Source organism: Natrinema hispanicum (assembly GCF_900111485.1).
Lineage (GTDB): Archaea > Halobacteriota > Halobacteria > Halobacteriales > Natrialbaceae > Natrinema > Natrinema hispanicum_A.
In genome coordinates, this window is record NZ_FOIC01000001.1 from 135,036 (window position 1) to 158,107 (window position 23,072).

Consider the following 23,072-nt stretch of genomic DNA (forward strand, 5'->3'; position numbering starts at 1 on the left):
GGTTAGTCGTCGGCCGGTGCGGCGCGCGAGGTCAGTTCGACGGGGTCTGCGTCGACCTCGAGTTCGTCGAGGGCGACCTGGGCGGCGCGCTTGCCCGAGACGAGCATGGCACCGAAGGTCGGACCCATCCGCGGGAGGCCGTAGGTCGTCGCGGTCGCCATCCCGGTCGCGATGAGGCCGTCGTGGACGAGCCCGGTGTGTTCGACGACGGCGTCCTCGCTTTTGCCGACCCACATCGAGTCGTGGCCGGGCGAGTCGTGGCCGGGCGCGCCGTAGGTGTCGTCTTCGGTCTGGTCCATCACTTGACCGCGGTCGCGGGCGTCCTGAATACCGGGTGCATCGAGGACGCCTCGCTCGTCGAGTTTCGTGACGGCCATCGCGTCGTGGCCGGTCGCGTCGATAACTAAGTCGGCCTCGACGGCGATCGGGTCGACACAGGTGATCTCGCGGGGCAGCGCGTGGACCGGCGTCCAGTTCATGACGATCCCCGAGACCTTGTGGTCCTCGCGGATGACGATGTCCGTGAACTCGGTCATGTTCTGCATCTTCGCGCCCGCGTCACAGGCGGCCTTGATGAGCCCGGAACAGGCTTCGGGGCCGTTGGCGACGTAGAGTCCCTCGCTGTCTTGGGCCTGTTTGTAATCCACCTCGAGGTCCTCGAGGATCTGCTGGGCGGGGCCTCGGACGGTGACTTTGTTCATCAGGAAGCCGCCGAGCCAGAAGCCGCCGCCGAGATAGTTGTTCTTCTCGACGACCATCGTCTGGACACCGCGCTCGGAGAGTTCCTTCGCGGCGGTCAGCCCGGAGGGGCCGCCGCCGACGATGATGACGTCCGAGTCCGAGAAGTCCATGAACTCCTCGGTCCATTCCTGTCCGATCGCACGCGTTACGTCTGCTTCACCAACCTGACTGAACTGCTCGAATTCGCTCATACAACTAGGTGGTATGATCTAGTGGTAATAAAACTGTCGTAGCGATTGCTTGAAAGACGATTTAGTGAGAGAATCACTCACAAAAGAGTTGTCGCCGCTTGATTTTAGCTGATCGACTGCGTGAGACGGACTCCTGTCAGTCAGTACCGGTGCACCCGCGACCGTCCTGTGGGTGCACCGAGAAACTGGGACAGCAGACCGTATGCGTCGACGGTTAGCTCGGCCGGTCGGTGGACACCTCGTCCATCCGGTCGGTCTCCGCTTCTTCACCGCGGTAGGTGTCGAGTCCAACCAGCCGGTTGAGCACGCATTTCTGAAGGACGCCGGTGGCGAAAAACACGACACCGAAGACGACCAGCAGGACCGGCAGCACGGTACCGATCGAAACGACACCGACCAGCGCGGCCACACCGATGATCGCTAGAAGTGCGCCGCCGGCGAGCCGCCAGGTACGATCGAATCCGCCTACGTTTTTCTCCATGAGTATGTCTCTCCGCGTTTACACGCGGTAGGACGTAGGCATCGAGCAGAAATAAGGTAGTCGGTACCACACCACAGTGAGTCGGAGACGGTCGGACTGAGGCGACATCATGTGGTGCTCCACGTACGCGCCCACGCGACGCGTAGCGCACGCACACCCGCGCTGTCGTCCGGTTTTGGCGAAAGCGTTATGAGACGCTCAATCGTACCGAGCGACGATGACCGATACTCGTCCGCGACGACGGCGACCGGACGCTCGAGGACTCGGAGGTGGTCTGCGGTGGAACTGATAATCACCGAGAAGGACAACGCAGCCCGCCGGATCGCCGACATCCTGAGCGGCGGCACCTACGACTCGAGTCGCGAGAACGGGGTCAACGTCTACGAGTGGGGCGGCAAGCGCTGCGTAGGGCTGTCGGGCCACGTCGTCGGCGTGGACTTCCCGCCGGAGTACTCCGACTGGCGAGACGTCGAGCCCGTCGAGTTGATCGACGCGAGCGTCGAGAAGACGCCGACGAAAGAGAACATCGTGGCGACATTGCGGCTGCTGGCCCGCCGAGCTGAACGCGTGACGATCGCGACGGACTACGACCGCGAAGGGGAACTGATCGGCAAGGAGGCCTACGATATCGTCCGTAACGTCGACGAAGACGTCCCCATTCGCCGGGTGCGGTTCTCCTCGATCACGGAAAACGAGGTCCAGCAGGCGTTCGACGAGCCTGACGATCTCGACTTCGATCTCGCGGCAGCTGGCGAGGCCCGACAGATCATCGACCTGATCTGGGGGGCCGCGCTTACGCGCTTTCTCTCGCTGTCTGCCGGGCAACTCGGCGAGGACTTCATTTCGGTCGGCCGGGTGCAGTCGCCAACGCTGAAGCTGATCGTCGACCGCGAGCGCGAGATCGAGGCGTTCGATCCCGAGGACTACTGGGAGCTCTTCGCCGACCTCCAAAAAGACGAGACGAGCTTCGAAGCCCAGTACTTCTACCGCGACGAGGACGACAACGAGGCTGAACGCGTCTGGGAAGAAGCCGTCGCCGACGAGGTCTACGAAACGTTTTCCGAGCGCGACGCCGTGACAGTGGTCGACGTCAACCGGCGGACCCGCACCGACACGCCGCCGACGCCGTTCAACACGACCCAGTTCATCCGCGCGGCCAGTTCACTTGGCTACTCGGCCAAACGGGCGATGTCGATCGCCGAGGACCTCTACACCGCCGGCTACATCACCTATCCGCGGACCGACAACACCGTCTATCCCGACGATCTCGATCCCGAGGAACTCCTCGATGACTTCGTCGGCCACACCACGTTAGGTGAGTCGGCCGAATCGCTGCTCGAGGCCGACGAGATCACCCCCACGGAGGGTGACGAGGAGACGACCGACCACCCGCCGATCCATCCGACTGGCGAGATCCCTGCCCGTGGCGACATCTCCGACGACGAGTGGGAGATCTTCGAACTCGTCGTCCGCCGGTTCTTTGCGACCGTTGCCGAGGCCGCGGTCTGGGAACACCTCAAGGTCGTCGCCGAGGTCGACGACTACCGGCTCAAAGCAAACGGCAAGCGTCTGGTCGAGCCCGGCTACCACGACGTCTACCCCTACTTCAGCACGAGCGAGAACTACGTCCCCGACGTCGACGAGGGCGAGGAACTGGCGCTTTCGGACGTCGAGCTCGAGGCCAAAGAGACCCAGCCGCCGCGTCGATACGGCCAGTCGCGGCTCATCGAGACCATGGAGGAGCTGGGGATCGGGACGAAATCGACCCGCCACGACATCCTCGAAAAACTGTACGACCGTGGCTACGTCGAGAGCGATCCGCCACGACCGACGCGCCTCGCGATGGCCGTCGTCGAGGCTGCCGAAGACTACGCCGACCGCGTCGTCAGCGAGGAGATGACCGCCCAACTCGAGGCCGACATGGACGCCATCGCAAGCGGTGAGGCGACCCTCGATGACGTCACCGACGAGTCGCGGGAGATGCTCGAGGAGATCTTCGCCAACCTCGCGGAGTCGCGTGACGAGATCGGCGACCAGCTTCGCAAGTCGCTGAAAGACGACAAGCGACTGGGGCCGTGTCCCGAGTGTGGCGAGGATCTGCTCGTGCGCCGGAGCCGCCACGGGTCGTATTTTGTTGGCTGTGACGGCTACCCCGACTGTGAGTTTACGCTGCCGCTGCCCTCGACGGGCAAGCCGCTGATCATGGAGGAGACCTGTGACGAACACGACCTCCACCACGTCAAGATGCTCGCAGGCCGGCAGACGTTCGTCCACGGCTGCCCGCTCTGTAAGGCCGAGGATGCCGGCGAGGGCCCGATCATCGGTGACTGTCCCGAATGTGGTGAGGGCAGCGCGACGACGGAGTCGTCGCGAGACGAAGGCGGTGAAACCGCCGAAGAAGGCGGCGAACTGGCGATCAAAACGCTCCAGAGCGGCTCGCGACTCGTCGGTTGTACGCGCTATCCCGACTGTGAATACTCGCTGCCGCTGCCCCGCCGCGGCGAGATCGAAGTCACCGACGAGTACTGCGACGAACACGATCTGCCCGAACTCGTCGTCCATAGCGGCGACGAACCCTGGGAACTGGGCTGTCCGATCTGTAACTATCAGGAGTTCCAGGCTCGCGAGAGCGAATCTGGTTCCGACCTCGAGTCGCTCGACGGCATCGGTGCCAAAACCGTCGAAAAACTCGCTGACGCGGGGATCGAGGATCTCGAAGATCTGACCGCGGCCGACCCCGACGCGGTCGCCGAGGACGTCGACGGCGTCAGCGCCGATCGCGTCCGAAGCTGGCAGGCGAAAGCCTAGCAGAGTCCGTTTCTGCGAGAACGCTGGTCGCTACGAAGACGGTGTGTTCCCCTGCCTTCTCTGATGGAGTCACCAGCGGTGGCTCGTTTGTGTGGTCCGTACGAGACTGTCACGACTTACTGATGAACTGTCGAGACAGTCACTACTGACTGACGAGATGGGACAGCCGACCGTCGTGTCGATCTGACTGTGCCGGGCGTACCATTAACTGCGTGTGTGTATACGTATCGTTCTCGACCAGATCGCGCCGCTCGCGATCGCACGTGTCACGAGACGGACTATGTCACGCCACAATGAGATCACGACCGAAGAGGGGCTCGAAGTCACCCTCGGTATCGACGAACTCGAGACGTTTCTAACGGCAGACGACCCCGACGTGCGGGAGTACGCAGCCCGCACGCTGGCCGAGGAGGCGGCCGATCGGCCGGCGGACGTGCGATCCGCGGTGGCATCGTTGACCGAGTGTCTCGAAGACGAGCCTGCGATCAGATCTCACGCAGCCACGGCGCTGTCAGCCGTCGCGTCGGTCTACCCGCAATCGACGCAGGATAGCGTACCGGTGTTGCTCGAGCAACTCGATGGACCGACTGCGATTCGGGCGGATGTCGCCGACGCGCTCGCCTCGATCGCAGTCGACGATCCGACCGTCGTTGCTGACTCGGTGACGACTCTCGCGGCTGCCGTCACAGACGACGAACGACACGTCCGGACTCGAGTGACAGCTGCTCTCGCTGCGATCGCCGAGGCCGATCCCGAAGCCGTCATCCCGGCGACCGACGAGATCATGGCGGCGATCGACGACGACGCCGTCCCGGTTCGGGAAAACGCCGCCGTAATTCTCGCGGCCATCGCCGAGCACGATCCAGACACCGTCCTCGAGGCCCGTGACCTGCTCGTCGACCGGCTCGCGGACGAACCGGCCGTCCGCAAGCATGCAACGCGGGCGCTGCATGCGATTGCGACCGATCGGCCGGCGGCAGTTGCGTCGTCGGTTGACGCCCTCGTGATGGGGCTGACCGACGAGCGCGAATCCGTCCGCGTCGATTCTGCGGCAGCGATCGCGGCCATCGCGGCGGAACGCCCCGAACCGGTCAGCGAGGGCGTCGACGCGCTGGCCGCGACCCTCGACGATGTGGCCGCCGTCCGAACGGCCACCGTCGGTGCGCTCCGAGACGTCGCCGAGGCCGATCCCGGTGCGGTCGTGTCGGCCGTCGACGCGCTCGTCGCCCGACTCACAGACCCGCTCGAGACCGTCCGAACTGACGCGGCTGCGACACTGGCGACGCTTGCCACCGAGCGGCCCGAAGCGGTTACTGCTGCCGTCGACCCTCTCGCCCGCCGGGTAGCCTGCGATGACCTGCCGGTTCGAGACCACGCCGTGACGGCCATCGCCGCCGTCGCCGACGCGGCTCCCGAGACCGTCGCTCCCGTCGTTGCCGACCTCACCGATGCCCTCGCGGTCGACGACGAAGACGTCCGGCTCGCAGCCGTTCGCGCTATCGCCGCCGTCTCGACGACCGAACCGGCGTCTGCCCGGTGTGTCGTCCCCGAACTCGCCGCCCGCCTCGACGATCCACACGAGCCAGTTCGTCACCGGGCGACTGCGGCGGTCGGCGCGATCGCTCGCGACACCCCCGGCGACAGTGAGGTGTCGGAACTGATCGGGCAACTCGAGGACGGCGACGAGTGGGTCCGTGGCTACGCCGCTAGCAGGCTGGCAGAAATCGCGATGTCGCAGACGACCGCCCCCCATCCAGCGGTTCGATCGGTGTGTCGGCGACTCGGCCACGAGCACGCGAGGGTCCGGCTCGGGGCCGCTCGTGATCTGGTGACGATCGCCGCCGAGCGACCCCACGACGCTCACGTAGCCGTCGATGCACTCGGTGAGCGGCTGTCGGACGACGACGCGGACGTCCGTCACACCGCAGCACTGGCCCTCGAGCGAATCGCGGCGACGGATCCGGACGCAATCGGCCCGGCGCTGTCGGGACTGTTCGACGCGCTCGACGATACCGATCACAGCGTCCGCGAGACGGCTCGCCGGACGCTTGCGGCGGTCGCCACCGAGCCGGCTGAGGACTGTCGGCCAACGGTCGCACTCGCTGTCGCGGAAACCGAGGCCGACGCGCAACCGCGTCGTGTCGCCGCCTGCGAGGCACTGTCCGTCCTCGGCCTCGAGACTGGGACCGAAACCGAAGCTGCCGTCGGTGCCGTCTGTGACCTGCTCGTCGAGCCGACGCCGGCCGTCCGCGCCGCAACGCTCGAGACGCTCGAGCTGTTCCTCGAAGCTGACGTCGAGACCGAGCCGACGCCGCTCGAGGCGCTGACGACGACCCTGTCGGCCGACGACGAACGCGGGGACGCCGTCGCGATGGCGCTCGCAGACGTCGCTCGGATGAACCCCGAAGTGATCGCCGCGGCGAGGACGCCGCTTTCCGAGCGACTGCGGGAGACGGGCGGCCGCCAACGGCGCGGTCTCGAGCGTGCGCTGACGACGGCTGTCGCGGAGACCGACGGACAGCCCGTGACTGCGACGTTGTGCGACGAACTCGACGCAGACGGCGTGGACCGACGATCGCTCGCCGGCGAGATCGCTCGACTGGCAGCCGCTGCCCCCGACGACGCGGCGGCAGCGCGTGATCGACTCGTCGAGTTGCTTGAGGCCGAGGACGAAGCTGTCCGCGGATACGCAGCGCTCGCGCTTGGAATCATCACAGTAACGGGCCGGGACGACGGCGCTGCGCTGGGCGACGCGATCGACGAAACCGACGGTCGACTGCACGCAGCTGCCTCGCTCGTCAGCGGCGAGACGCCGACGCACACCGACGAGATCAACACGCAACTCTCCGGAATGGGGCGACGACTCGACGATGACCCGTGGGCCGCCGGGCTGGCTGTCCTCGCGTTGTCGGTCCTCGCCGACGAGTCAGCGAAGCTCCGTCCGACGGGCATCTCGAAGATCGCGGCCGGGCTTGCCGTCGAAAGTCCGACCGTCCGCGTCACCGCCGGGCGAACGCTGGCGTCGATGGCCGACGACGATCCCGACGATTTCGATGCGGTGACCGACGATCTACTCGCGGCGCTATCGGATGCCGACGCCGACGTTCGCGCGACGACTGGCGCGACACTGGCCGACATCGCCGAGCTTACGGCGGCGCTCGAGGAGAACACCAGCAGGATTGCGGCCGATCTGCGGCCACGGCTTGCCGACCCCGACGGGCGCGTTCGGACGCGCGTTCTCCGGATCCTGACGGCCATCGATGCCGTCGACGCACTTCCCGCCGTTCGACCGCTCACTGACGACCCGGTTCCCGGCGTCGCGGGCGCGGCGACGACCGCGACGGAGCGACTCGAGTACGTCCGCGACCACGAGGCCAACGACGGTCGCGAGTGGCCGATGGCAGGTGCAGGACCGGCAGGGACGAACGCCGTCGTGGCGGGTGACGCACTCGGTACCCGACCGACGGCCCAGTGGCACCTCGAGACCGCCGACGACATCGAGGCCCCACCAGCGCTGGTCGGCGACACTGTCTTTGTCGCCGACGGGAACGGCGTGGCCGCGCTGGCGCTCGCAGACGGCAGCGAACGCTGGCGCGTCGAGTCGGACACCGCGATTGAAACGACGCCCGCGGTCGTCGATGACACCGTTTACATCGCTGGTGACGCCGTGGTTTCGGCGCTCGAGGCCGACACCGGCGAGCGCGTCTGGCGACACGCGATTGACGAACCGGTCCGAACGCCGCCGATCGTCGCCGACGGGATGGTCTACGTCGGTGGCGAGACACTTGCTGCGATCGATGTCGAGACTGGGACGGCGGTCTGGACGGAGTCAGTCGACGATCGAATCGTCGGGCTCTCCGTCGCCGATGGAGTCGTTTACGTTGCCTGTGACGACCGCGTCGTCGCGTTCGCGGCCGCTGATGGGAATCAGCGCTGGGAGACGGACATCGCTCTCGAGGGGACGATCCGCGGTGCGCCGGCGGTCGCGGACGGGAGGATCTACCTGAGTTGTGGCGACACGCTGTGCGTGCTGGCCGCCGCTGACGGCGACCGGCAGTTCCGCTTCGATACCGGCGGTCGACTCCAAGCGTCGCCAGCGGTCGCGGATGGAACCGTCTACGTCGCCAGTGCAGACGGCAGCCTCTATGCGATCGACGCGAGTACCGGGAGCGAACGTTGGCGAGAAGCGCTCGGGCAGGCGGTGACCGGGCCGGTCGTTCTCGGCGACACCGTTTGTCTGGTGACCTCCGATGGACGACTGCACGCGCTCTCGACTGCCGACGGCTCGCACTGGTGGGAGTCCACGCTGGATACAGTCGGCGCGGAGCCAGCGATCGCCGCCGCAAGCGGCCGGCTCTGCCTCGGAAGCGACGCCGGACTCACCGCACTCGGTGCTGACCAGTCGTCGTGGACGGCGTCGATCACTGGCTTCCTCACTGGGTTCGGAAACGAACCGGGAGAACGGTAGCTGCTCACGACTGCCTGCGGGCAGCATCGGTGGCTCGTTCCGATCCGAAACAGCCCACTGCCGCGGGCCATGGACGGCCGCTCAGGTAGATGTCGACTCGGTGGCGTTGGCGTCGGCAGACGAGTTCGTCGCCCCGTCGTTGCTCGTCTCGAGGATGGATTCGACGCGGTCGACGATTACGTCCGGCGACGTGATGCCGAGTTTCTCCCAGCGTTTTTCGCCGTTGCCGTCGATGACGACGGTCACGGGGTAGCCGACGATCCCGTACTGGGCCGCAATGTCCCCTGTCGGATCGTAGCCGATGGGCCAGTTCCCGCCGTGGGCGCGCCACCAGTCCCGGAGCTCAGCCGGCGGCTTGCCCTCTGGGGATTGGTACGTCGCCCCCAGAAACGTCAGTTCGTCGCCATAGTCTGCGACGAGTTGCGCGTGTGCCTCGGCGAGGTTCGGCATCTGTGCCTGGCAGTTGCCACAGCCGGTGACGAAGAGTTCGACGACCATGAGATCACCGTTGGGGACCGACAGTGTCCCGGCATCGCTTCCTCGCGCATCGATCGTCTCGACGGTGAGCGGCCCACCGTCATCACCGCCATCGTCCGCGTCGGCGGTGTCGGCTTGAGACAAGAACCCGTCTCCGAGAAGCAGTCCACCTGCACCGGCCAGGGCACCAATGCTGCCGAGCCCAGCCACGATTTCCCTGCGTCTCATGGCACGCTCACCACCTGGAACGGACGCGATCGAAACCGACGGTGCACCATGTGCACCGGTATGGGCGCGAGCAACTAAGCTGTCATTGGTTTACGTGTCGAACCAGAGCCGCTACCGCTGTCGGCCCCCTGCTCGAGTGGACTGTCGTCCGGCCCGCAGCGTTCGCTGTGCTTTTGTCGCTGTATCTCCCACTGCCGAGCGAGACGCGTGACTGCCCTCATCGTGACAGCACTTGCTGGCGTGCTCTTTGGACTCGCGCTGGCCGCGCCACCGGGACCGATGAACGCCATTATCGCCGAAGAGAGCGTCGTTCGCGGCTGGGCGGCCGGCTTTCGGGCCGGCCTCGGGGCCATGCTCGCGGACGCGATCTTCTTCGTGCTCACGCTGGCCGGCGTCGTCGCCGTCATCGACCGCCTGTCGGGGCTTCGCCCCGCGCTGTACGTCGCCGGCGGCTGTCTCATGTTGTACTTCGCCATCGGCGCGATCGACGAGGCCAGAACCGCGACGTCGTTTACCGACGCTGCCGGGAGCGCCGCCTCTGGCTTTCGCAAGACGTTCGCGCTCCCGCTGACCAACCCCTACCAGATCAGCTTCTGGCTCACCGTCGGCGTCGGCTTGCTCGAGCCTGGCACGCTCGACGTTCTTGCACACGCCCCGGCGGTCGGGAGCGCACTCGCGGGGTCGTTGGTCGTCCAGACGGGATCGCCGGCGCTGCTGCTCGGCTTTTTCGCGGGAATCGCGTGCTGGATCGTCGCCTATCCGGCGGCCCTGGTTGCGGCGGGTCGGCGCGTCGACGCCTTCGCACCAATCGTTGCCGCAGGCAGTGCTGTCGTCCTCGTCGGTTTCGGCGTGCTCTTTCTCGCGATGGGCCTTGGAATCGTCTAATGGTGGCCTGACCCGCGCTGACAGTGGATTACCAGTAGTTGGTAATACGGGTTCTTTATTCAGCGTCGCTCGCGAAACTCACGTTCAGTACAGAGAAAGTATTTACCGACGACAACAATGGTTGATTTATATGACTTCCCCTCCATCACGCAGACGCCTCCTCCGTCTTGTTGGGGCGTCTGCCTCAGTGCCGCTTGCTGGCTGTACCGTCTCCGCATTCCGCTCCGAGGAAGCAAACTCAGACCCCGAATACGCAGATGAAGCGGATGTTGTCTACGAACATGATCAGTTGGCCCTCTCTGTTCAACCAGATTCTGTTCGGTTGGGCGACACAGTCGAGTTCGAGATCTGCAATCAGAGTCCGTCCGATTTCACCCTCGGCTGTCACAATCCGTGGGCACTACAGCAGCAGACGAACGACGGATGGGCGCACCTAACGTGGACTGCAGATGGGTATTATGACCTCTGTGCCTTCATACTCCCTGCTGGCGAACGTACCACCATCCAACTCACGCTCTCAGAACAAGCGTTAACAGAGCGAGCCGCCCCCCTCGATGGCGAGCTTCAGTCCGGTACGTACCGATTTCTGGTTTTGGGAACGACGCCATATTTCGCGGTCGAGTTCACTGTCAACGAATCCGATTAGTTCGCATATGTAGTGATCGAACTGCCCGATTCAGCTTCAGGCAGAATTCTGAATAACGAAATCGGATACCTATCTACTGTTACACCAGTCACTGCTGTGGGTGGTTACGTCTCGAAAACCCTCGCCTCGAGTGGGCGCTATCCTTGACGGATCGATTACTCGCCCAGCGCCGCGATCTCGTCTTCGAGCCACTCGCTGAACCACTTGACGCGTTTGAGCCGCTGGTGGGCGATGCTCTCGGCGGTCTCGCTTTGGACGCGCGAGGCGGCGTCGTACCCACGCTCTAAGACGCGCTCGACCATTTCTTCGCTGTCCATGTGCGTGCGAGCCTCGTAGCCCATCCGCAATAGCATGAGTGCGGTCCCGTTTGCACCGACCTTATCGAGCAGGTCGGCCTCGATGAGACACTGGGTCTCGAGGGCGAGATCGGTCAGATCGCCCTGATAGGAGTGGTGTTCGATCGAACGACACACCTGCTGAATGAACGACTCGGGATACTCGCCGTGGGACTCGAGGTACTCACGGGCGACGCGAGCGCCGGCTTCGGCGTGGAGTTCCTGATCGGTCTCGAGTTTGGCGACGTCGTGAAAGAGAGCGGCGACGCGGGTGACGTCGACGTCCGCGCCCTCCTTTTGTGCGATTTCCGTCGCGAGGTCGACCACGTTGAGGATGTGGTTGTGGCGGTACTCAGCGGAGTGCCAGGGATACCAGCGCATCCGGCCACCTTCATCTTCCTTCTCGACGCTTGCCGCGAGATATTCGAAGACGAATCCTTTCATCTCCTCGAACTCGGCGTCGGTCACCCTGGTCTCTTTTATTTCGACGCCCACGATAGATCCCTCCGCAGCAGACGAACGATAGTCATTACTGGAATGTTCGGTCGTTTCGCTCTTTAGCCTTTGGTTCGGTCCAGTTTTGGGCGATCTGACAGTCATGCCGTCACAACTCCATTCGATCACCGACCCGGGCCGCCACGGAATTCCGTCGCTGCACCAGCCGATGGAAACAATTTTCCGTTAAAGTCAAACAGTCGGCTCGGAAAGAGGGTGGTATGAGCAGCGAACAGGAAGCGGAGTCGATTCGGTGTCTCGTCGCCAAAGTCGGCCTCGACGGTCACGACCGCGGGGCACACGTCATCGCACGCGCGTTCCGTGATGCCGGCTTCGAAGTCATCTATTCCGGACTGCACAAATCGCCCGACCAGATCGTCCAGGCCGCCGTGCAAGAGGACGTCGACGTCCTCGGCATCTCCATTCTCTCGGGAGCCCACGACACGCTCGTCCCGAAGATCATGGACGGCTTAGCGGAGTACGGTGCCAAAGACGACACGCTCGTGCTCGCCGGCGGCGTCATCCCTGACGAAGACCGCGAGGGACTCAAAGACGACGGCGTCGCGGCGATCTTCGGCCCCGGGACCTCGATCGAGGAAACCATCGAGTTCGTCCGCGAAAACGCGCCGCAGCGATGACCATGGACGAAGCCGACGAATCGCTACTCGAGGCGCTGCTGGCCGGCGAACACCGCGCACTCGCCCGGGTTATCTCGAAGATCGAGAACCGGTCGCCAGGCTATCGGGACCTCGTCTCGGAGCTCTACGCCCATACGGGCAACGCCGACGTGATCGGCATTACCGGTTCGCCGGGTGCGGGCAAGTCGACACTGGTCGACAAACTCGCCGAGGCCTACCGCGAACGCGGCGAGACGGTTGGGGTCATCGCGATCGACCCTTCCTCGCCGTTTACCGGTGGTGCCGTACTGGGCGACCGCATCCGAATGGCGTCGACCGTCGGCGACATGGACGTTTTCGTCCGCTCGATGAGCGCCCGCGGCACGCTTGGTGGGCTTTCGACGGCCACTGCAGACGCCGTCAAGGCGATGGACGCCTTCGGCAAGGACAAGATCATCATCGAGACCGTCGGTGCTGGACAGAACGAGATCGACATCGTTCGGACCGCCGACACCGTCGCCGTCCTCGTCCCGCCGGGCTCGGGCGACGACATTCAGACGCTAAAAGCCGGCATCTTAGAGATCGCCGACATCTTCATCGTCAACAAAGCCGACCGCGAGGGCGCAGATCGGACTGTCCAAGAACTGCGTGAGATGGTTCACCTCGGCGAAGAAAGCGGGCTCGCCGGTAGCGCTGGCCACCATGGCGTCGATGCGATGGACGGCGATGGCGCGGGCTGGGACGATGTCGACGAGAGCGGTGACGACACCGACGACTGGACCACGCCGATCGTCGAGACGGTCGCCACGAAGGGGACCGGCGTCGACACCTTCATCGACGAACTCGGAAACCACCGGTCGTACCTCGTTGACTCTGGAACCCACGCCGAGAAGGTCCGCCAGCGATACGCCGAAGAAATTCGGACGCTGCTGCGCGAGGATGTCCACGCGCTGCTCGAGGGCGAACTCGCCGACAGCGGCGGCATCGACGACCTCGCCGAAGCCGTCCGGCAGGGTGAAACCGATCCCTACTCGATCGCCACCGACGTGCTCGCACCCGTCGAGGCCTGCGTCGAGAATCTGGCCGCCGACGCGGACGACTCGAGCGCCGAGTAGGCCGGTCACTCGAATCGCAGCACCCGGCGCGGTTGCTGATCGATGTGCCGGTTGCAGCAGAACGTGTATCTGAACCTGAACTCTAAGGCCGTCGCCGTCCTACATCCTTGTATGAAAGCCCGAAGAGTCCTCGGTGCAGCCCTCGGAACTGTCGGTGGGGCCATCGTCGGCAATCGTCTGCTGAAACGGCGTGCCGGCGACCTCGAGAACCCGCTGGTCGGTATCGAACGAACCTATCGCTGGCGAGGGATCGAGACGACCTACACCGTCGCTGGCGACCCGACTGATCCGGACGTGCTCTTGTGCCATGGGATCTACGCGGGCGCAAGCAGTTACGAGTTCGAACCGATCGTCGAGCAGTTGGCCGAGGACTATCACGTCTACGCGGTCGCCTTGCCGGGCTTTGGCCGCTCCGAGCGACCGCCGCTGGTCTACGCGCCGTCCCTGTATGCCGAGTTCATCCGTGACTTCGCCGGCGACGTGACGGCGGACCCGATCGTCGTCGCCTCCTCGTTGACCGGCTCGTTCGCGGTCGATGCCGCCGACGAGACCGACTTCCAGCAGCTGGTGTTGATCTGCCCGACCGACGAAACGGCGACAGAACGGCCGTGGCTCCGAACCCTGCTGCGGACGCCGATCGTCGGGACGACGCTCTATAATCTGCTGGCGAGCAAACCCTCGATCCGCTACTTCTACGATCGGGATGGGTACTACGATACCAGCCGGATCGATCCGGAGATGGTCCAGTACACCTGGGACAGCGCCCACCAGTCCGGCGCGCGCTACGCTCCCGCTTCCTTCGCCGCGGGCACCCTCGATCCCGAGTTCGACCTTGCGACCGAACTGGCCGTCCTCGAGACGCCGACCACACTCGTCTGGGGCCGCGATGCGGGCCTCGTTCCGCTTCGAGATGGGCGCGACCTCGCGGCGGCTGCCGATCTGGATCTGGTCGTCATCGACTACGCGACGCAATTGCCCCACGCCGAACATCCCGACGAGTTCGTCGAGTATCTGCGTGCGGAACTGCTGGCTGTCGGCATCGACGAGTAGTCGACCGTCGACGAGCTGGGAACTGCGGCTCGTGCTGTCTGCTAGCCATGAAACGCACCGACGGCCGCGAACCGACTATGCCGGTCGGAATCCGATCACGCGCTCGCCGGTCGTCTCCGAAACCGTGATTTCGAGTTCGACTTCGAGTCCGGTCTCAACTGCCTCGGGATCGATCCCCACAACTTGCCCGGTGATCCGCACGGGACCGACGTTTACGATGGCAGTCGCATACGGGGCGTCGTCTTCGAACGCCGGTGTCGGAACGTGCGTGATAGTGAACGTCTCGATCTCGCCGGGTTCGGGGAGGACAACCGCCTCGAGATCGGTCGCGCCACAGTCAGGACAGACCCGCCGCGGGGGCAGGGAGCCGTGGCCGTTGGGACACTCGAGGTAGTAGGCGTCGCCGGTTTCGGCAGCGTCGAGCCACTCGTCGAAGCCGGCGTCCGCGATATCGTCAGCGTCACTGCGCTCGCTCATGCGACCACCTCCAGCGCATGCGCTGGCGTCATCGCGATCGCTCGGCTCACGCGGCCACCTCTAGGACGTGAACCATCGCGCTCGCAACCGTCCCACCCGCGTTGTGGGTGACGCCGGTCGTTGCATCCGCGACGTGGTCGCTGTTCGGATGCGTGCCCGCAAGCAGCGTCGCCATCTCGGCGACCTGAGAGGCACCGGTCGCGCCGACCGGGTGGCCCTTCGCCTTTAGCCCACCCGAGAGATTGACCGGCAACTCGCCGTCGGCAGTCGTCCGCCCGTCGCGGGCCGCCGAAATCCCCTCGCCGATCGGCTCGAGATCGAGCGCCTCGAGTGCGAGCACCTCGGCGATCGTAAAACAGTCGTGGACCTCTGCAACGTCCACGTCGCCCGCATCGATACCGGCGTCGGCATAGGCCTCTTGGCCGGCCTCGCGAGCGGCCGGCGAGCGTGCGAGATGCTCACGGTCGTGCAGTGCCATTCGATCACCGCCCTGCCCAGTCCCCGTGATCGCGACTGGTGCCTCGAGGTCGTGGTCTGTAGCGTAGTCTTCGCTGGTCAGCAAGAGCGCGGACGCGCCATCGGAGATCGGACAGGCGTCGTAGAGTCCGAGCGGTTCCGAGACCAGCGGAGCCTCGAGCACGTCGTCGACCTCGATCGCACGCTGGTACTGGGCCTTCTCGTTGGGGAGCGCGTTGTCGTGATTCTTGACGGCGATATGGGCCAAATCTTCGCGGTCGCCGCCGAACGCGTCGAAGTAGGCTTGTGCCATCAGCGCGTACGCGCCAGGGAAGGTCGTCCCGGCGCGCACCTCCCAGAGGTCATCCGCGGCGATCGCAAGCGCCTCCGTCGCGCCCGCGGTGCCGAGATTGGTCATCCGTTCTGCGCCGCCGACGAGGAGCACGTCGTTTTCACCGGTACGGATCCGCTTGACCGCCTCACGGACCGCAACGCCGCTCGAGGCACACGCGGACTCGAACCGGGTCGCGGGTGCTCGGACGCCTGCGGCTTCGGCCATCAGCGGCCCCTGATGGCCCTGATGTTCTGCGAGTTCACCCATGAAGTTGCCGTAGAAGACGGCCTCGACGTCGTCTCGAGACACGCCGCTGTCCTCGAAGGCAGCGATGCTTGCTTCGGCGAAGAGATCCCGTCCAGTCCGCTCGGGACTGGCTCCGAACGCTGTTAACCCTGTTCCTGCAACACGCACGTTAGCCATGTACACACATACTGGATGGTCCCGTTAATAGTCCGCGGTTACGGAGCTGTTATCACAGTCGGCGATCGGCTCCGGTCTCATCCAGCGAGTAGGTGTGCAGTGGTGTGATCTGTGCGTCGCATCGGAAGCGATGAACGCGACGGCTGATGACACTCATGACGAACTGCTTGCCGTCGATCGCTGTCAGAAGCGTGACGGCCGTCTTGATCGGGACAGGAAAGTGCTACAATACGTGCGATGACAACGTATTCAGGCGTCTGTGCGGAAGCTGGACGATTCAAGACCCGTCCTCTGCGGTGTCGAACCCTGGTTACGGCGGAGAAATTCGAGTGGACTCGCCGGGCGGGCAACTGGAATCCTCGGCCATGGTCAATCGCAGTACGGCGGAGGTGTCGGAGCATGAGCCGATTCTGCCCGCACTGCGGTGGTCGGATGGTGACCCAGACCTCAGCCGGCGGCCTCCCCCGTCGCGTTTGTGAGAACGGACCACACGATCTTCAGGAGGTGTCTCGAGGCCGATGAGCGCCTTCTCAGAACCCACTGATGGCGAACCCGTCGACTTCCTCGAGGAACGCGACGGTGAGACCGAGTCGTGGGCTCGAGCGGATCCACGTGAGGCGCTGATCGAGCCGTTCGGTCGGTTCGGTTACAAGGTGACGCTCAGAGATGGCGAGAGCGTCCACTACTGCGCGCTTGGCCTCGAGGACGACGAGTACATCGGTCGGTGTGACTGCAAAGGCTGGCAGTACCACGACGGGCCGTGCGCGCATCTCTGTACGCTCCGGAAGGCCGACTTCATCGGACTGATCGACGTCGAAGCGACCGACAGTAGCCCCGACGACGAACATGAGATGCACCACGCAACCGGCGAGACGCTCGAGGGAGAACCACACGACGCGGCGATCGAACGGACACAAGACTACGAGCGGGAGATGGAGGGTCGCGCATGACTCGCGCACACACCCGCGCGATAGCCCTCTCCGTAGGGATCCCCACCCCCCTTGCATACGAACTCCGAACCTCGACGCCGTCTGCGTATTCACCCGATATGCAAACCGGGGTGAACCACTGATGGCCAGGATGGATCACAACCCCTCGAGCCGCGTCTCGTTCGGCTGTCCCGACGACCTTCTCGAGACGCTCGACGAGATCGCCGAGCGCGAGGACAAGAACCGAAGCGAGAAGCTCCGCGAGCTGGTGCAGAAAGAAGTCGAGGCGAAAGGCGACCTCGACGAACCCCAGCCGATCCTTCCCGACAACGAACGGCTTGCTGAAGCCTACCGGCTGCTCCACGAACGAGCGTCTGCACCCCACAAGATCAAGCGCCGCGTGAAACTCGAGACGGCGAAGAACAAGCTCTACGACAACAACACGCCAAAGGCGGCCGTTCTCGAGGAGATCATCAAGCCGCTCGAAAGTCTCGGCTATGCTTCGGTCGAACCAGGCAACCAGAGCGTGTGGATCTTCGTTCGACCGATGCGCTACACCGACGGTGAGGACATCGTCGAACCCGGAGAAAAAGCACTCGCGTAAGCCGGTCTCTTTTCTTATCTTCTCGAGGGGTTGATCGAGCGGACGATCCCGAGCAGCGTCGGATTGGAGATGTCGATCATCCGAGTGGCCCTCCCATACCGATTCCCTTACCGCCGGAGAACAGACCTTTGATTTCGCCAGTCTTGAAAACCAGCGTTACATCGTTCTCCGTGCTATTTACTTCGGTACTCACAGGCTGGTACCATGTGTAATCGACGTTTTTACGGCCAGATTCGCCAATTAGGATGAACTCGCTGTACCTCTGCTTGAGCGTGTAGATGGTAAACCGTCCCTCATCGTCGACACGCCCGCCTGTGGGTAGGTTCTCCTGCGAATACAGCCAAGCAGCGTCTTTGATGGGCTCTCCGTTCTCGTCGACGACAACACCGCGCAACTTCCGAAAGTACGCGGTGGGGAGCATTGTGCCGCCGGTTCCACCTTCGGCGTTCATCCCGGTGATGTTCTGTACTGGATCGAACTCGCGGGCAAGTCGCGTCGTCGACGTCGCCGAGGACGCGGCAGCCTCGTCTATTCCAGCACCTGATCGTGTACTCGAGGCTCTGGTAGCAGTTCCCGAGTCATCGGCGTTCAGCCCGGTGATGTTCTGCACGGGATCGAAGCTCGAAGCGAGTCGTGTCGTCGACGTCGTCGAGGTCGCGGCCACCTTGTCGATTCCAGCGCCCGATCGCGTACTCGAGGCTCTGGTAGCTGTTCCAGAGTCTCCGGCGTTCAGCCCGGTGATGTTCTGCACGGGGTCGAAGCTCGAAGCAAGTCGCGTTGTCGTCGTACTTGAGCCACTTACGGCCCCGTAGCCGCCCGATGCCGCGCTGAACGTAGCCATTTATTCGTACCTCAATCCGACGCTAATTGTGTTGGATTTCCCCGCGCCCGACTGTTGCATGATTCGGTAGTCAGTGGCGTCGTATGTGACGATATCGCCGTGTGCGGCACCTTCTTGCTTATCGTTCGGGATGGCGTCTTCGAGGAACGCGACGGGAACGGTCTGGCTGTTAGTCTGGTAGATCGTCGGGCGACGGAAGAAAAACGTATCATCTGTACTGTCGGGGTTGATGATACCCCAGTCGCCCGATTCGATGTTTCCGATCGACGTACCAAGATATTCGATGGATGGGCTGTCAGAGATGTACGAGTTCCAACCGTAGCCTGTTTGCATCCGATCATGGTAGCTGTCGCCTTGCCAGAAGGCCCACGGGTCTTGTCCGTCGTTCCAAAACTTGGAATCGACATACTCCAGTCCGTACGCCGACGCCATACCGTTGTTACCGTCGCTCGTATTCCACGCCGAAACGTTCAGATAGTCGTTTCCGGCGCTGATGAAATACGTGGCAGAGAGTGATCGGGCATCAATGGCTGTACCCATATCGGTGGCGAATAGCCACGCGCCCGTTTCGGACGTAGACCAGCTGACTCTGTGGTTATTGAAGGAATCAGACCGGTGGTTGCCGATGTCTGCAGACATTGGGTCATTGCCCGTAACTGTAGTCTTCCCAGCTGGATGGTGGTCGGTACTGTTCCAGTCGTTCGAGAGAATGAACCGAACGCCATGGACGTCGTCATAGTCGGAGTCTGCTGCGTGCTGGTTTCCGTCGCCGACGAACATGAGCAGATAAACGCCCATGTTGGTATTCTCGAAAACACGCCCGTTCTTGTCCCACGAATCGGACGCTCCGTCATTGACGATGGTTGTATCGGCGTCACTCCATGCGGAGAGACCCGAAAGGGTGTTTGCGATATCGTCGATAAGCGATGCAACCGTTGACTGCTTTTGTGCAACTGTAGCCATGTTACTGAAGTGCTAAGACCTTGATTTCGGTGTCGTTACTGCTGTCGCTCGGCTTTCGAATCCAAACGCTCGAGGCGTCGAGGCCACCCTCGGGGGCGATCGTAAACGGAGACTCGCTCGGTGTGAGCGGAATCTTCCGATAGTCTCCCTCCGAGCGGAACGCGACGTAAACCGGTTCGTCGAATCCCCAGATTGTCACGGATTTCGCCGGGAACTGCCAGTTAAGACGCTCTTCGCCTGTCGACACCACCGGCAGCGGCTCTTCCGTTACGAAGTAGCCAGCTTCCTGGTTGTCATCCGGCTGGTGGTCGATCGCCTCGAGGGCGTTCTCGCCGCGCTGCTCGAGCAGCAGGGCGAGCAGGAGTCGGTTGGTGTCGTCCTCGAGGAGATCGTCACCCCACGACGTTGCCTCAAGGCCGTACTTCGAGAGGATGCGCTCAACCTGGCTGTTGGGTCCGATCGACGAGCCGCCGACCATCAGGCATCCCCCTCCTGTTCGGTACCGCCGTCGGTCGCAACCGTCCGGACATCCCGGCGGAGTGCCTTCAGCGTCTCCGTGTGCTCGTGAATCGCGTCGAGCCACTCGCTGCGTTCATCCCGTCGCTCGCCGCGTTCTTCCCGATAGAGTTTCCACATGAGTAGGAACGCGACGGTTGGGAACCCGAACTGGTTGAGCAGGGTGATCGGCTCCATTTAGATCAGCCCTCCGGCGAAGTCGGTCGCTCCGTCGACGAAATTGCCCCCGGCGTCGGCTGCGCCATCGACGAGATCGTCTCCGGTGTCGACTGCACCATCGATCACGTTGCTCCCGGTATCGGTTGCACCGTCGACGAGATCGCTGCCGGCGTCGGCTGCATTGTTGACAGCATCGTCGCCGCTCGAGAGGAGGCCACCGAAGAGATTGCCGCCAGCATCGGTCGCATTGTCGACGGCGTCAGTCGACCCACTCCAGATGTTACCGGCGAAGTTCGTCGCACCATCGACGAGATTGCCGCCGGCGTCAGCTGCACCATCGACGGCGTCGTCACCACTCGAGAGCAAGCCGCCGAAGAGGTCACCACCGGCGTCAGTCACACCGTCGACGGTGTCATCGACGAAGTCGCCAGCGCCGTCTGCAGCGTCGGTCGAGCCGCTCCAGATGTCGCCAGTAACGTCCCCGACGAAATCACCAGTGCCGTCCGCGACGTCGGTTGCACCACCCCAGACATCGCCGATTGCACCGCCGATTCCGCCGGCTGCATCGGTCGAGCCGCCCCAAAGGTCACCGACCGCATCACCGACACCGGCTGCGGCGTCGCCGGCCCCACCGGCTGCGTTGGTCGTTCCGCCGACGATGTTGCCGATCGCGCCGCCGATGCCGTCGACGGTCTGGCCCGGCCCGCGAGTCATGTTCAGAACGCGATACACGACGTAGGCGAAGGCGATCGCACCGACTGCCAGCGCGATGTTGAAGCCTTTGCTGTTCTCGGCTGCTTGGCCGACGTTATCCGAGACGTTGCTGACGGCCTCGGCGGCGGGCTCAGCGATGTCATCGGCATTTTCCGCTATGTCACCGGCTTTGTCCGCTGCCTCGCCAGCAGCGAGCGCGGCTGCAGGTCCGGCCATCGGTTAGCTTACCTCCATTCCGATATTGTCCGTGGGGCCCGTCGGCAAGATCGTCGCGACGAGCCACTGCGTGTGTCCGATCATGCTCGAATCGTGACGAAGACCAGCAGCACCACCTGCAGCGCAAGCAGGCCGACCATGAGGTCGTCCTGCGTCCACTGCGTGCCGTAGACGAGCCGCTCGGTCGGGCTCGCCGGGGGCTGCTGAGGTTGGTTCGGGCTCGAGGTCGCGGTCGTCGACGATGTCGTCGCCGTGACGGCCACCTCCCCCGGCCCGGTTCCGTCCGAAAGGCCACCCTGCATGGTGGATCACTCCCGAACTCCGATCATGTCCTGCTTGACGGCCGCACCCAGGCCCTCGATCCGGGCCTCGGTCTGGTACCGCGGCAGCGACAGCAGGGCATTGCGGGCTCGAGGCGTGCCGTTGGCTCTCTCGGGGGCCTCGAACGCGACGGTATACGGTGCGTCGACGACGACCTGCAGTTTGAACTTCCGCGGCAGGTACGGCTGCAACGGCGTCCGCTCGAAACCGAAGCGAACCTCCTGTTGTGCCTGGTCGCGAGTGTGGAGAATCGCCGTCTGTGCCTCCTTGAGCGTCTGGTTGACCTTGCCGCCTGCGCCCGGTGCGGTCTTCCGGATTTCGACCGATGCCGGGTCGCGAGCGATATAGAAGACGTCGAGGTCGGTGTCGGTGCCCGTCGACGTGTAATCGAACGAGCCAGCAGCGTAGTCGACGCTGTCCGGTTCAACGACCGTGCCATCCTCGTAGAGCACGAACGATTCCGTCGACGGCGAGTCGATCGCGTTGTGCGAGAGGTCGAACGTCTCCTGATCGTCCGCCGTCCCGTTGGTAGTGAAGTGCTCGTACGCCGGTAGCACGAGTCGAAGCTCGCTGTCCGGATCGTCTCGGAGTTGCAGCGGCCGTCCGAGCTTGGTTTCGGCGACAACCGACGCCTCGCCAGGGGTGCCTTCTTGAGTGTCGAACTCGCGGAGGGTGAGGCTGCCGGGAACCCAGTTTGCCGACTTGAGCTTGCGTTTGATCGCCATTACTCGAGATCCACCTCCGCGAGCGCCGACTCTTCAAAGTAGATCTCGCTGTTGGTGTGGTCGATCTGCGCGGACGAATCGACGAGGATGTACGCCTCGTCGATGTCACGCACCTCGAGCTTGCTACCCTTGAGCTGGTGCTTGACGGCGTCGACCTTGCGCTCGTCCTGCTGGTCGGAGACGCTGTTCTTGATGTAACTCGCGATCGTGGCCTTGGGATCCGAGACGACCTGGATGCTCTCGTCGGTCGGGGACTTGTAGCCGATCGCGATGCGCGTGTTCGCTGGGAGCGGATTCCCGTTCGAGTCGTTGAACTTGCCGTAGATCGGCAGTCCAGATTTGTCGCCGACGCTGACGGCGTTCCGGATGAGAACCCCCACACCGTCTTTGGGGCTGATCGTCAGGACCGGCGTCAGTTGATCGGTGATGTTCGTCTGTGTGGTGACGTACTTGCTCACGTCACCGAGGGCGGCGTACAGCGAGAGGCTCATTTACGCGAGCACCTCGTTGATCATCCCCTGCGCGTTGAAGCGCTCGGCAGCTTCCCGGACGACGAACGCTCCCGAGCCGAGCGTGAACGCTCGGTTGCTAACGACCGTCTCGCCGAGCGCCATCCCACCGAGACCGAAGATCTCCGAGGGAAGCATTGTGCCAGTTGCCGTGTCGACGAGGTACGGAGCGAGGTAGCCGCCCGCGACCATGCCGACATCCATCCACACGTCACTGTCAGTCAGAGCCTGCGTGGCCTGATCGAAATTCATCGCCATGCGAGTCCGACCAACCGGCCGAATTCGGATATAAGAGCGCGTCAGAAACGCAGTCAGGCGGCGCTGGTGGTGATGATCCGCGGCAGTCCG

The 23,072-nt window shown here is 63.8% G+C and carries 23 protein-coding genes; 8 read left to right on the forward strand and 15 right to left on the reverse strand.

Annotated elements, in window-relative coordinates; translation table 11 throughout:
• Positions 1–2: 2 nt before the first annotated feature.
• Both BSG09_RS00710 and BSG09_RS00715 read right to left on the reverse strand, forming a co-directional pair.
• Entirely contained in the window at positions 3–932 is a 930-nt protein-coding gene (locus BSG09_RS00710) for a sulfide-dependent adenosine diphosphate thiazole synthase (protein WP_092929075.1), read from the reverse strand.
• A gap of 214 nt (positions 933–1,146) precedes the next feature.
• Positions 1,147–1,413 carry a YgaP family membrane protein gene (locus BSG09_RS00715; RefSeq protein ID WP_092929077.1) on the reverse strand — a complete coding sequence of 89 codons (267 nt, stop codon included), beginning with the start codon at positions 1,411–1,413 and terminating at the stop codon, positions 1,147–1,149.
• Between the two features lie 279 nt (positions 1,414–1,692).
• Here BSG09_RS00715 and BSG09_RS00720 point away from each other — a divergent pair, with 279 nt between their 5' ends.
• Positions 1,693–4,221 (forward strand): DNA topoisomerase I, encoded by a 2,529-nt coding sequence (locus BSG09_RS00720; protein ID WP_092929079.1) that lies wholly within the window; start codon positions 1,693–1,695, stop codon positions 4,219–4,221.
• Between the two features lie 280 nt (positions 4,222–4,501).
• A complete protein-coding gene (locus BSG09_RS00725; protein WP_092929454.1) occupies positions 4,502–8,689 on the forward strand; it encodes a sister chromatid cohesion protein PDS5 in 4,188 nt (1,395 codons plus the stop codon).
• Between the two features lie 81 nt (positions 8,690–8,770).
• Here BSG09_RS00725 and BSG09_RS00730 read toward each other — a convergent pair whose 3' ends face one another.
• Positions 8,771–9,394, reverse strand: a complete 624-nt coding sequence (locus tag BSG09_RS00730) for a TlpA family protein disulfide reductase (protein WP_092929081.1) — start codon at positions 9,392–9,394, stop codon at positions 8,771–8,773.
• Between the two features lie 207 nt (positions 9,395–9,601).
• Between BSG09_RS00730 and BSG09_RS00735 the strand changes: the two genes are divergently transcribed.
• Positions 9,602–10,279 carry a LysE family translocator gene (locus BSG09_RS00735; protein ID WP_092929083.1) on the forward strand — a complete coding sequence of 226 codons (678 nt, stop codon included), beginning with the start codon at positions 9,602–9,604 and terminating at the stop codon, positions 10,277–10,279.
• 801 nt (positions 10,280–11,080) lie between these two features.
• On the opposite strand, the gene BSG09_RS00745 is transcribed toward BSG09_RS00735, so the two are convergent.
• Positions 11,081–11,755: an HD domain-containing protein gene (locus BSG09_RS00745; protein WP_092929087.1), complete on the reverse strand. Its 675-nt coding sequence runs from the start codon at positions 11,753–11,755 to the stop codon at positions 11,081–11,083.
• Between the two features lie 221 nt (positions 11,756–11,976).
• Here BSG09_RS00745 and BSG09_RS00750 point away from each other — a divergent pair, with 221 nt between their 5' ends.
• From BSG09_RS00750 to BSG09_RS00760, 3 genes are all read left to right on the forward strand, one after another.
• On the forward strand, positions 11,977–12,393 hold the full coding sequence (locus tag BSG09_RS00750) for a cobalamin B12-binding domain-containing protein (protein ID WP_092929089.1): 417 nt from the start codon (positions 11,977–11,979) through the stop codon (positions 12,391–12,393).
• Positions 12,394–12,395: 2 nt separating this feature from the next.
• On the forward strand, positions 12,396–13,487 hold the full coding sequence (meaB, locus tag BSG09_RS00755; protein ID WP_092929091.1) for a methylmalonyl Co-A mutase-associated GTPase MeaB: 1,092 nt from the start codon (positions 12,396–12,398) through the stop codon (positions 13,485–13,487).
• 111 nt (positions 13,488–13,598) lie between these two features.
• A complete protein-coding gene (locus BSG09_RS00760) occupies positions 13,599–14,537 on the forward strand; it encodes an alpha/beta fold hydrolase (RefSeq protein ID WP_092929093.1) in 939 nt (312 codons plus the stop codon).
• A gap of 75 nt (positions 14,538–14,612) precedes the next feature.
• Here BSG09_RS00760 and BSG09_RS00765 read toward each other — a convergent pair whose 3' ends face one another.
• Complete coding sequence (locus tag BSG09_RS00765) at positions 14,613–15,014, reverse strand: Zn-ribbon domain-containing OB-fold protein (protein ID WP_092929095.1); 402 nt, start codon at positions 15,012–15,014, stop codon at positions 14,613–14,615.
• Positions 15,015–15,060: 46 nt separating this feature from the next.
• The gene (locus tag BSG09_RS00770) at positions 15,061–16,227 is read right to left on the reverse strand and encodes a thiolase C-terminal domain-containing protein (protein WP_092929097.1); all 1,167 of its coding nucleotides are present in this window, start codon (positions 16,225–16,227) and stop codon (positions 15,061–15,063) included.
• Positions 16,228–16,745: 518 nt separating this feature from the next.
• On the opposite strand from BSG09_RS00770, the gene BSG09_RS00775 reads away from it, so the two are divergent.
• Together BSG09_RS00775 and BSG09_RS00780 are read left to right on the forward strand one after the other, a co-directional pair.
• Positions 16,746–17,177, forward strand: coding sequence for an SWIM zinc finger family protein (locus tag BSG09_RS00775; protein ID WP_092929099.1), 432 nt, complete (start codon positions 16,746–16,748; stop codon positions 17,175–17,177).
• A gap of 130 nt (positions 17,178–17,307) precedes the next feature.
• Positions 17,308–17,760 carry a ribbon-helix-helix domain-containing protein gene (locus tag BSG09_RS00780; protein ID WP_092929101.1) on the forward strand — a complete coding sequence of 151 codons (453 nt, stop codon included), beginning with the start codon at positions 17,308–17,310 and terminating at the stop codon, positions 17,758–17,760.
• 76 nt (positions 17,761–17,836) lie between these two features.
• Here BSG09_RS00780 and BSG09_RS00785 read toward each other — a convergent pair whose 3' ends face one another.
• The 9 genes from BSG09_RS00785 to BSG09_RS00830 form a co-directional block, all read right to left on the reverse strand.
• Positions 17,837–18,370, reverse strand: coding sequence for a hypothetical protein (locus tag BSG09_RS00785; protein WP_139246172.1), 534 nt, complete (start codon positions 18,368–18,370; stop codon positions 17,837–17,839).
• 231 nt (positions 18,371–18,601) lie between these two features.
• Positions 18,602–19,240: a hypothetical protein gene (locus tag BSG09_RS00795; protein WP_139246173.1), complete on the reverse strand. Its 639-nt coding sequence runs from the start codon at positions 19,238–19,240 to the stop codon at positions 18,602–18,604.
• 325 nt (positions 19,241–19,565) lie between these two features.
• Complete coding sequence (locus BSG09_RS00800; RefSeq protein ID WP_092929109.1) at positions 19,566–20,042, reverse strand: hypothetical protein; 477 nt, start codon at positions 20,040–20,042, stop codon at positions 19,566–19,568.
• The gene (locus BSG09_RS00805) at positions 20,042–20,257 is read right to left on the reverse strand and encodes a hypothetical protein (protein ID WP_092929111.1); all 216 of its coding nucleotides are present in this window, start codon (positions 20,255–20,257) and stop codon (positions 20,042–20,044) included. The genes BSG09_RS00800 and BSG09_RS00805 overlap by 1 nt, the downstream gene beginning before the upstream one ends.
• Positions 20,258–21,169, reverse strand: a complete 912-nt coding sequence (locus BSG09_RS00810; protein ID WP_092929113.1) for a phage tail protein — start codon at positions 21,167–21,169, stop codon at positions 20,258–20,260. It lies immediately after the preceding gene.
• Positions 21,170–21,249: 80 nt separating this feature from the next.
• Positions 21,250–21,471, reverse strand: coding sequence for a hypothetical protein (locus BSG09_RS00815; protein ID WP_092929115.1), 222 nt, complete (start codon positions 21,469–21,471; stop codon positions 21,250–21,252).
• Positions 21,472–21,477: 6 nt separating this feature from the next.
• Complete coding sequence (locus BSG09_RS00820; RefSeq protein ID WP_092929117.1) at positions 21,478–22,215, reverse strand: hypothetical protein; 738 nt, start codon at positions 22,213–22,215, stop codon at positions 21,478–21,480.
• On the reverse strand, positions 22,215–22,706 hold the full coding sequence (locus tag BSG09_RS00825; protein WP_092929119.1) for a hypothetical protein: 492 nt from the start codon (positions 22,704–22,706) through the stop codon (positions 22,215–22,217). Before BSG09_RS00825 ends, BSG09_RS00820 begins: the two co-directional genes overlap by 1 nt.
• The gene (locus BSG09_RS00830; RefSeq protein ID WP_092929121.1) at positions 22,707–22,982 is read right to left on the reverse strand and encodes a hypothetical protein; all 276 of its coding nucleotides are present in this window, start codon (positions 22,980–22,982) and stop codon (positions 22,707–22,709) included.
• Positions 22,983–23,072 lie beyond the last annotated feature (90 nt).

Bases quoted from the DNA above. Each gene is read 5' to 3' on its own strand.
- BSG09_RS00765 (WP_092929095.1), bottom strand. From the start codon at position 15,014: ATGAGCGAGCGCAGTGACGCTGACGATATCGCGGACGCCGGCTTCGAC.
- BSG09_RS00775 (WP_092929099.1), top strand. From the start codon at position 16,746: ATGAGCGCCTTCTCAGAACCCACTGATGGCGAACCCGTCGACTTCCTC.
- BSG09_RS00810 (WP_092929113.1), bottom strand. From the start codon at position 21,169: ATGGCCGGACCTGCAGCCGCGCTCGCTGCTGGCGAGGCAGCGGACAAA.
- BSG09_RS00805 (WP_092929111.1), bottom strand. From the start codon at position 20,257: ATGGAGCCGATCACCCTGCTCAACCAGTTCGGGTTCCCAACCGTCGCG.
- BSG09_RS00820 (WP_092929117.1), bottom strand. From the start codon at position 22,215: ATGGCGATCAAACGCAAGCTCAAGTCGGCAAACTGGGTTCCCGGCAGC.
- BSG09_RS00815 (WP_092929115.1), bottom strand. From the start codon at position 21,471: ATGCAGGGTGGCCTTTCGGACGGAACCGGGCCGGGGGAGGTGGCCGTC.
- BSG09_RS00730 (WP_092929081.1), bottom strand. From the start codon at position 9,394: ATGAGACGCAGGGAAATCGTGGCTGGGCTCGGCAGCATTGGTGCCCTG.
- BSG09_RS00780 (WP_092929101.1), top strand. From the start codon at position 17,308: ATGGATCACAACCCCTCGAGCCGCGTCTCGTTCGGCTGTCCCGACGAC.
- BSG09_RS00750 (WP_092929089.1), top strand. From the start codon at position 11,977: ATGAGCAGCGAACAGGAAGCGGAGTCGATTCGGTGTCTCGTCGCCAAA.
- BSG09_RS00710 (WP_092929075.1), bottom strand. From the start codon at position 932: ATGAGCGAATTCGAGCAGTTCAGTCAGGTTGGTGAAGCAGACGTAACG.
- meaB (WP_092929091.1), top strand. From the start codon at position 12,396: ATGGACGAAGCCGACGAATCGCTACTCGAGGCGCTGCTGGCCGGCGAA.
- BSG09_RS00725 (WP_092929454.1), top strand. From the start codon at position 4,502: ATGTCACGCCACAATGAGATCACGACCGAAGAGGGGCTCGAAGTCACC.
- BSG09_RS00800 (WP_092929109.1), bottom strand. From the start codon at position 20,042: ATGGTCGGCGGCTCGTCGATCGGACCCAACAGCCAGGTTGAGCGCATC.
- BSG09_RS00715 (WP_092929077.1), bottom strand. From the start codon at position 1,413: ATGGAGAAAAACGTAGGCGGATTCGATCGTACCTGGCGGCTCGCCGGC.
- BSG09_RS00795 (WP_139246173.1), bottom strand. From the start codon at position 19,240: ATGTCTGCAGACATCGGCAACCACCGGTCTGATTCCTTCAATAACCAC.
- BSG09_RS00770 (WP_092929097.1), bottom strand. From the start codon at position 16,227: ATGGCTAACGTGCGTGTTGCAGGAACAGGGTTAACAGCGTTCGGAGCC.
- BSG09_RS00830 (WP_092929121.1), bottom strand. From the start codon at position 22,982: ATGGCGATGAATTTCGATCAGGCCACGCAGGCTCTGACTGACAGTGAC.
- BSG09_RS00760 (WP_092929093.1), top strand. From the start codon at position 13,599: ATGAAAGCCCGAAGAGTCCTCGGTGCAGCCCTCGGAACTGTCGGTGGG.
- BSG09_RS00825 (WP_092929119.1), bottom strand. From the start codon at position 22,706: ATGAGCCTCTCGCTGTACGCCGCCCTCGGTGACGTGAGCAAGTACGTC.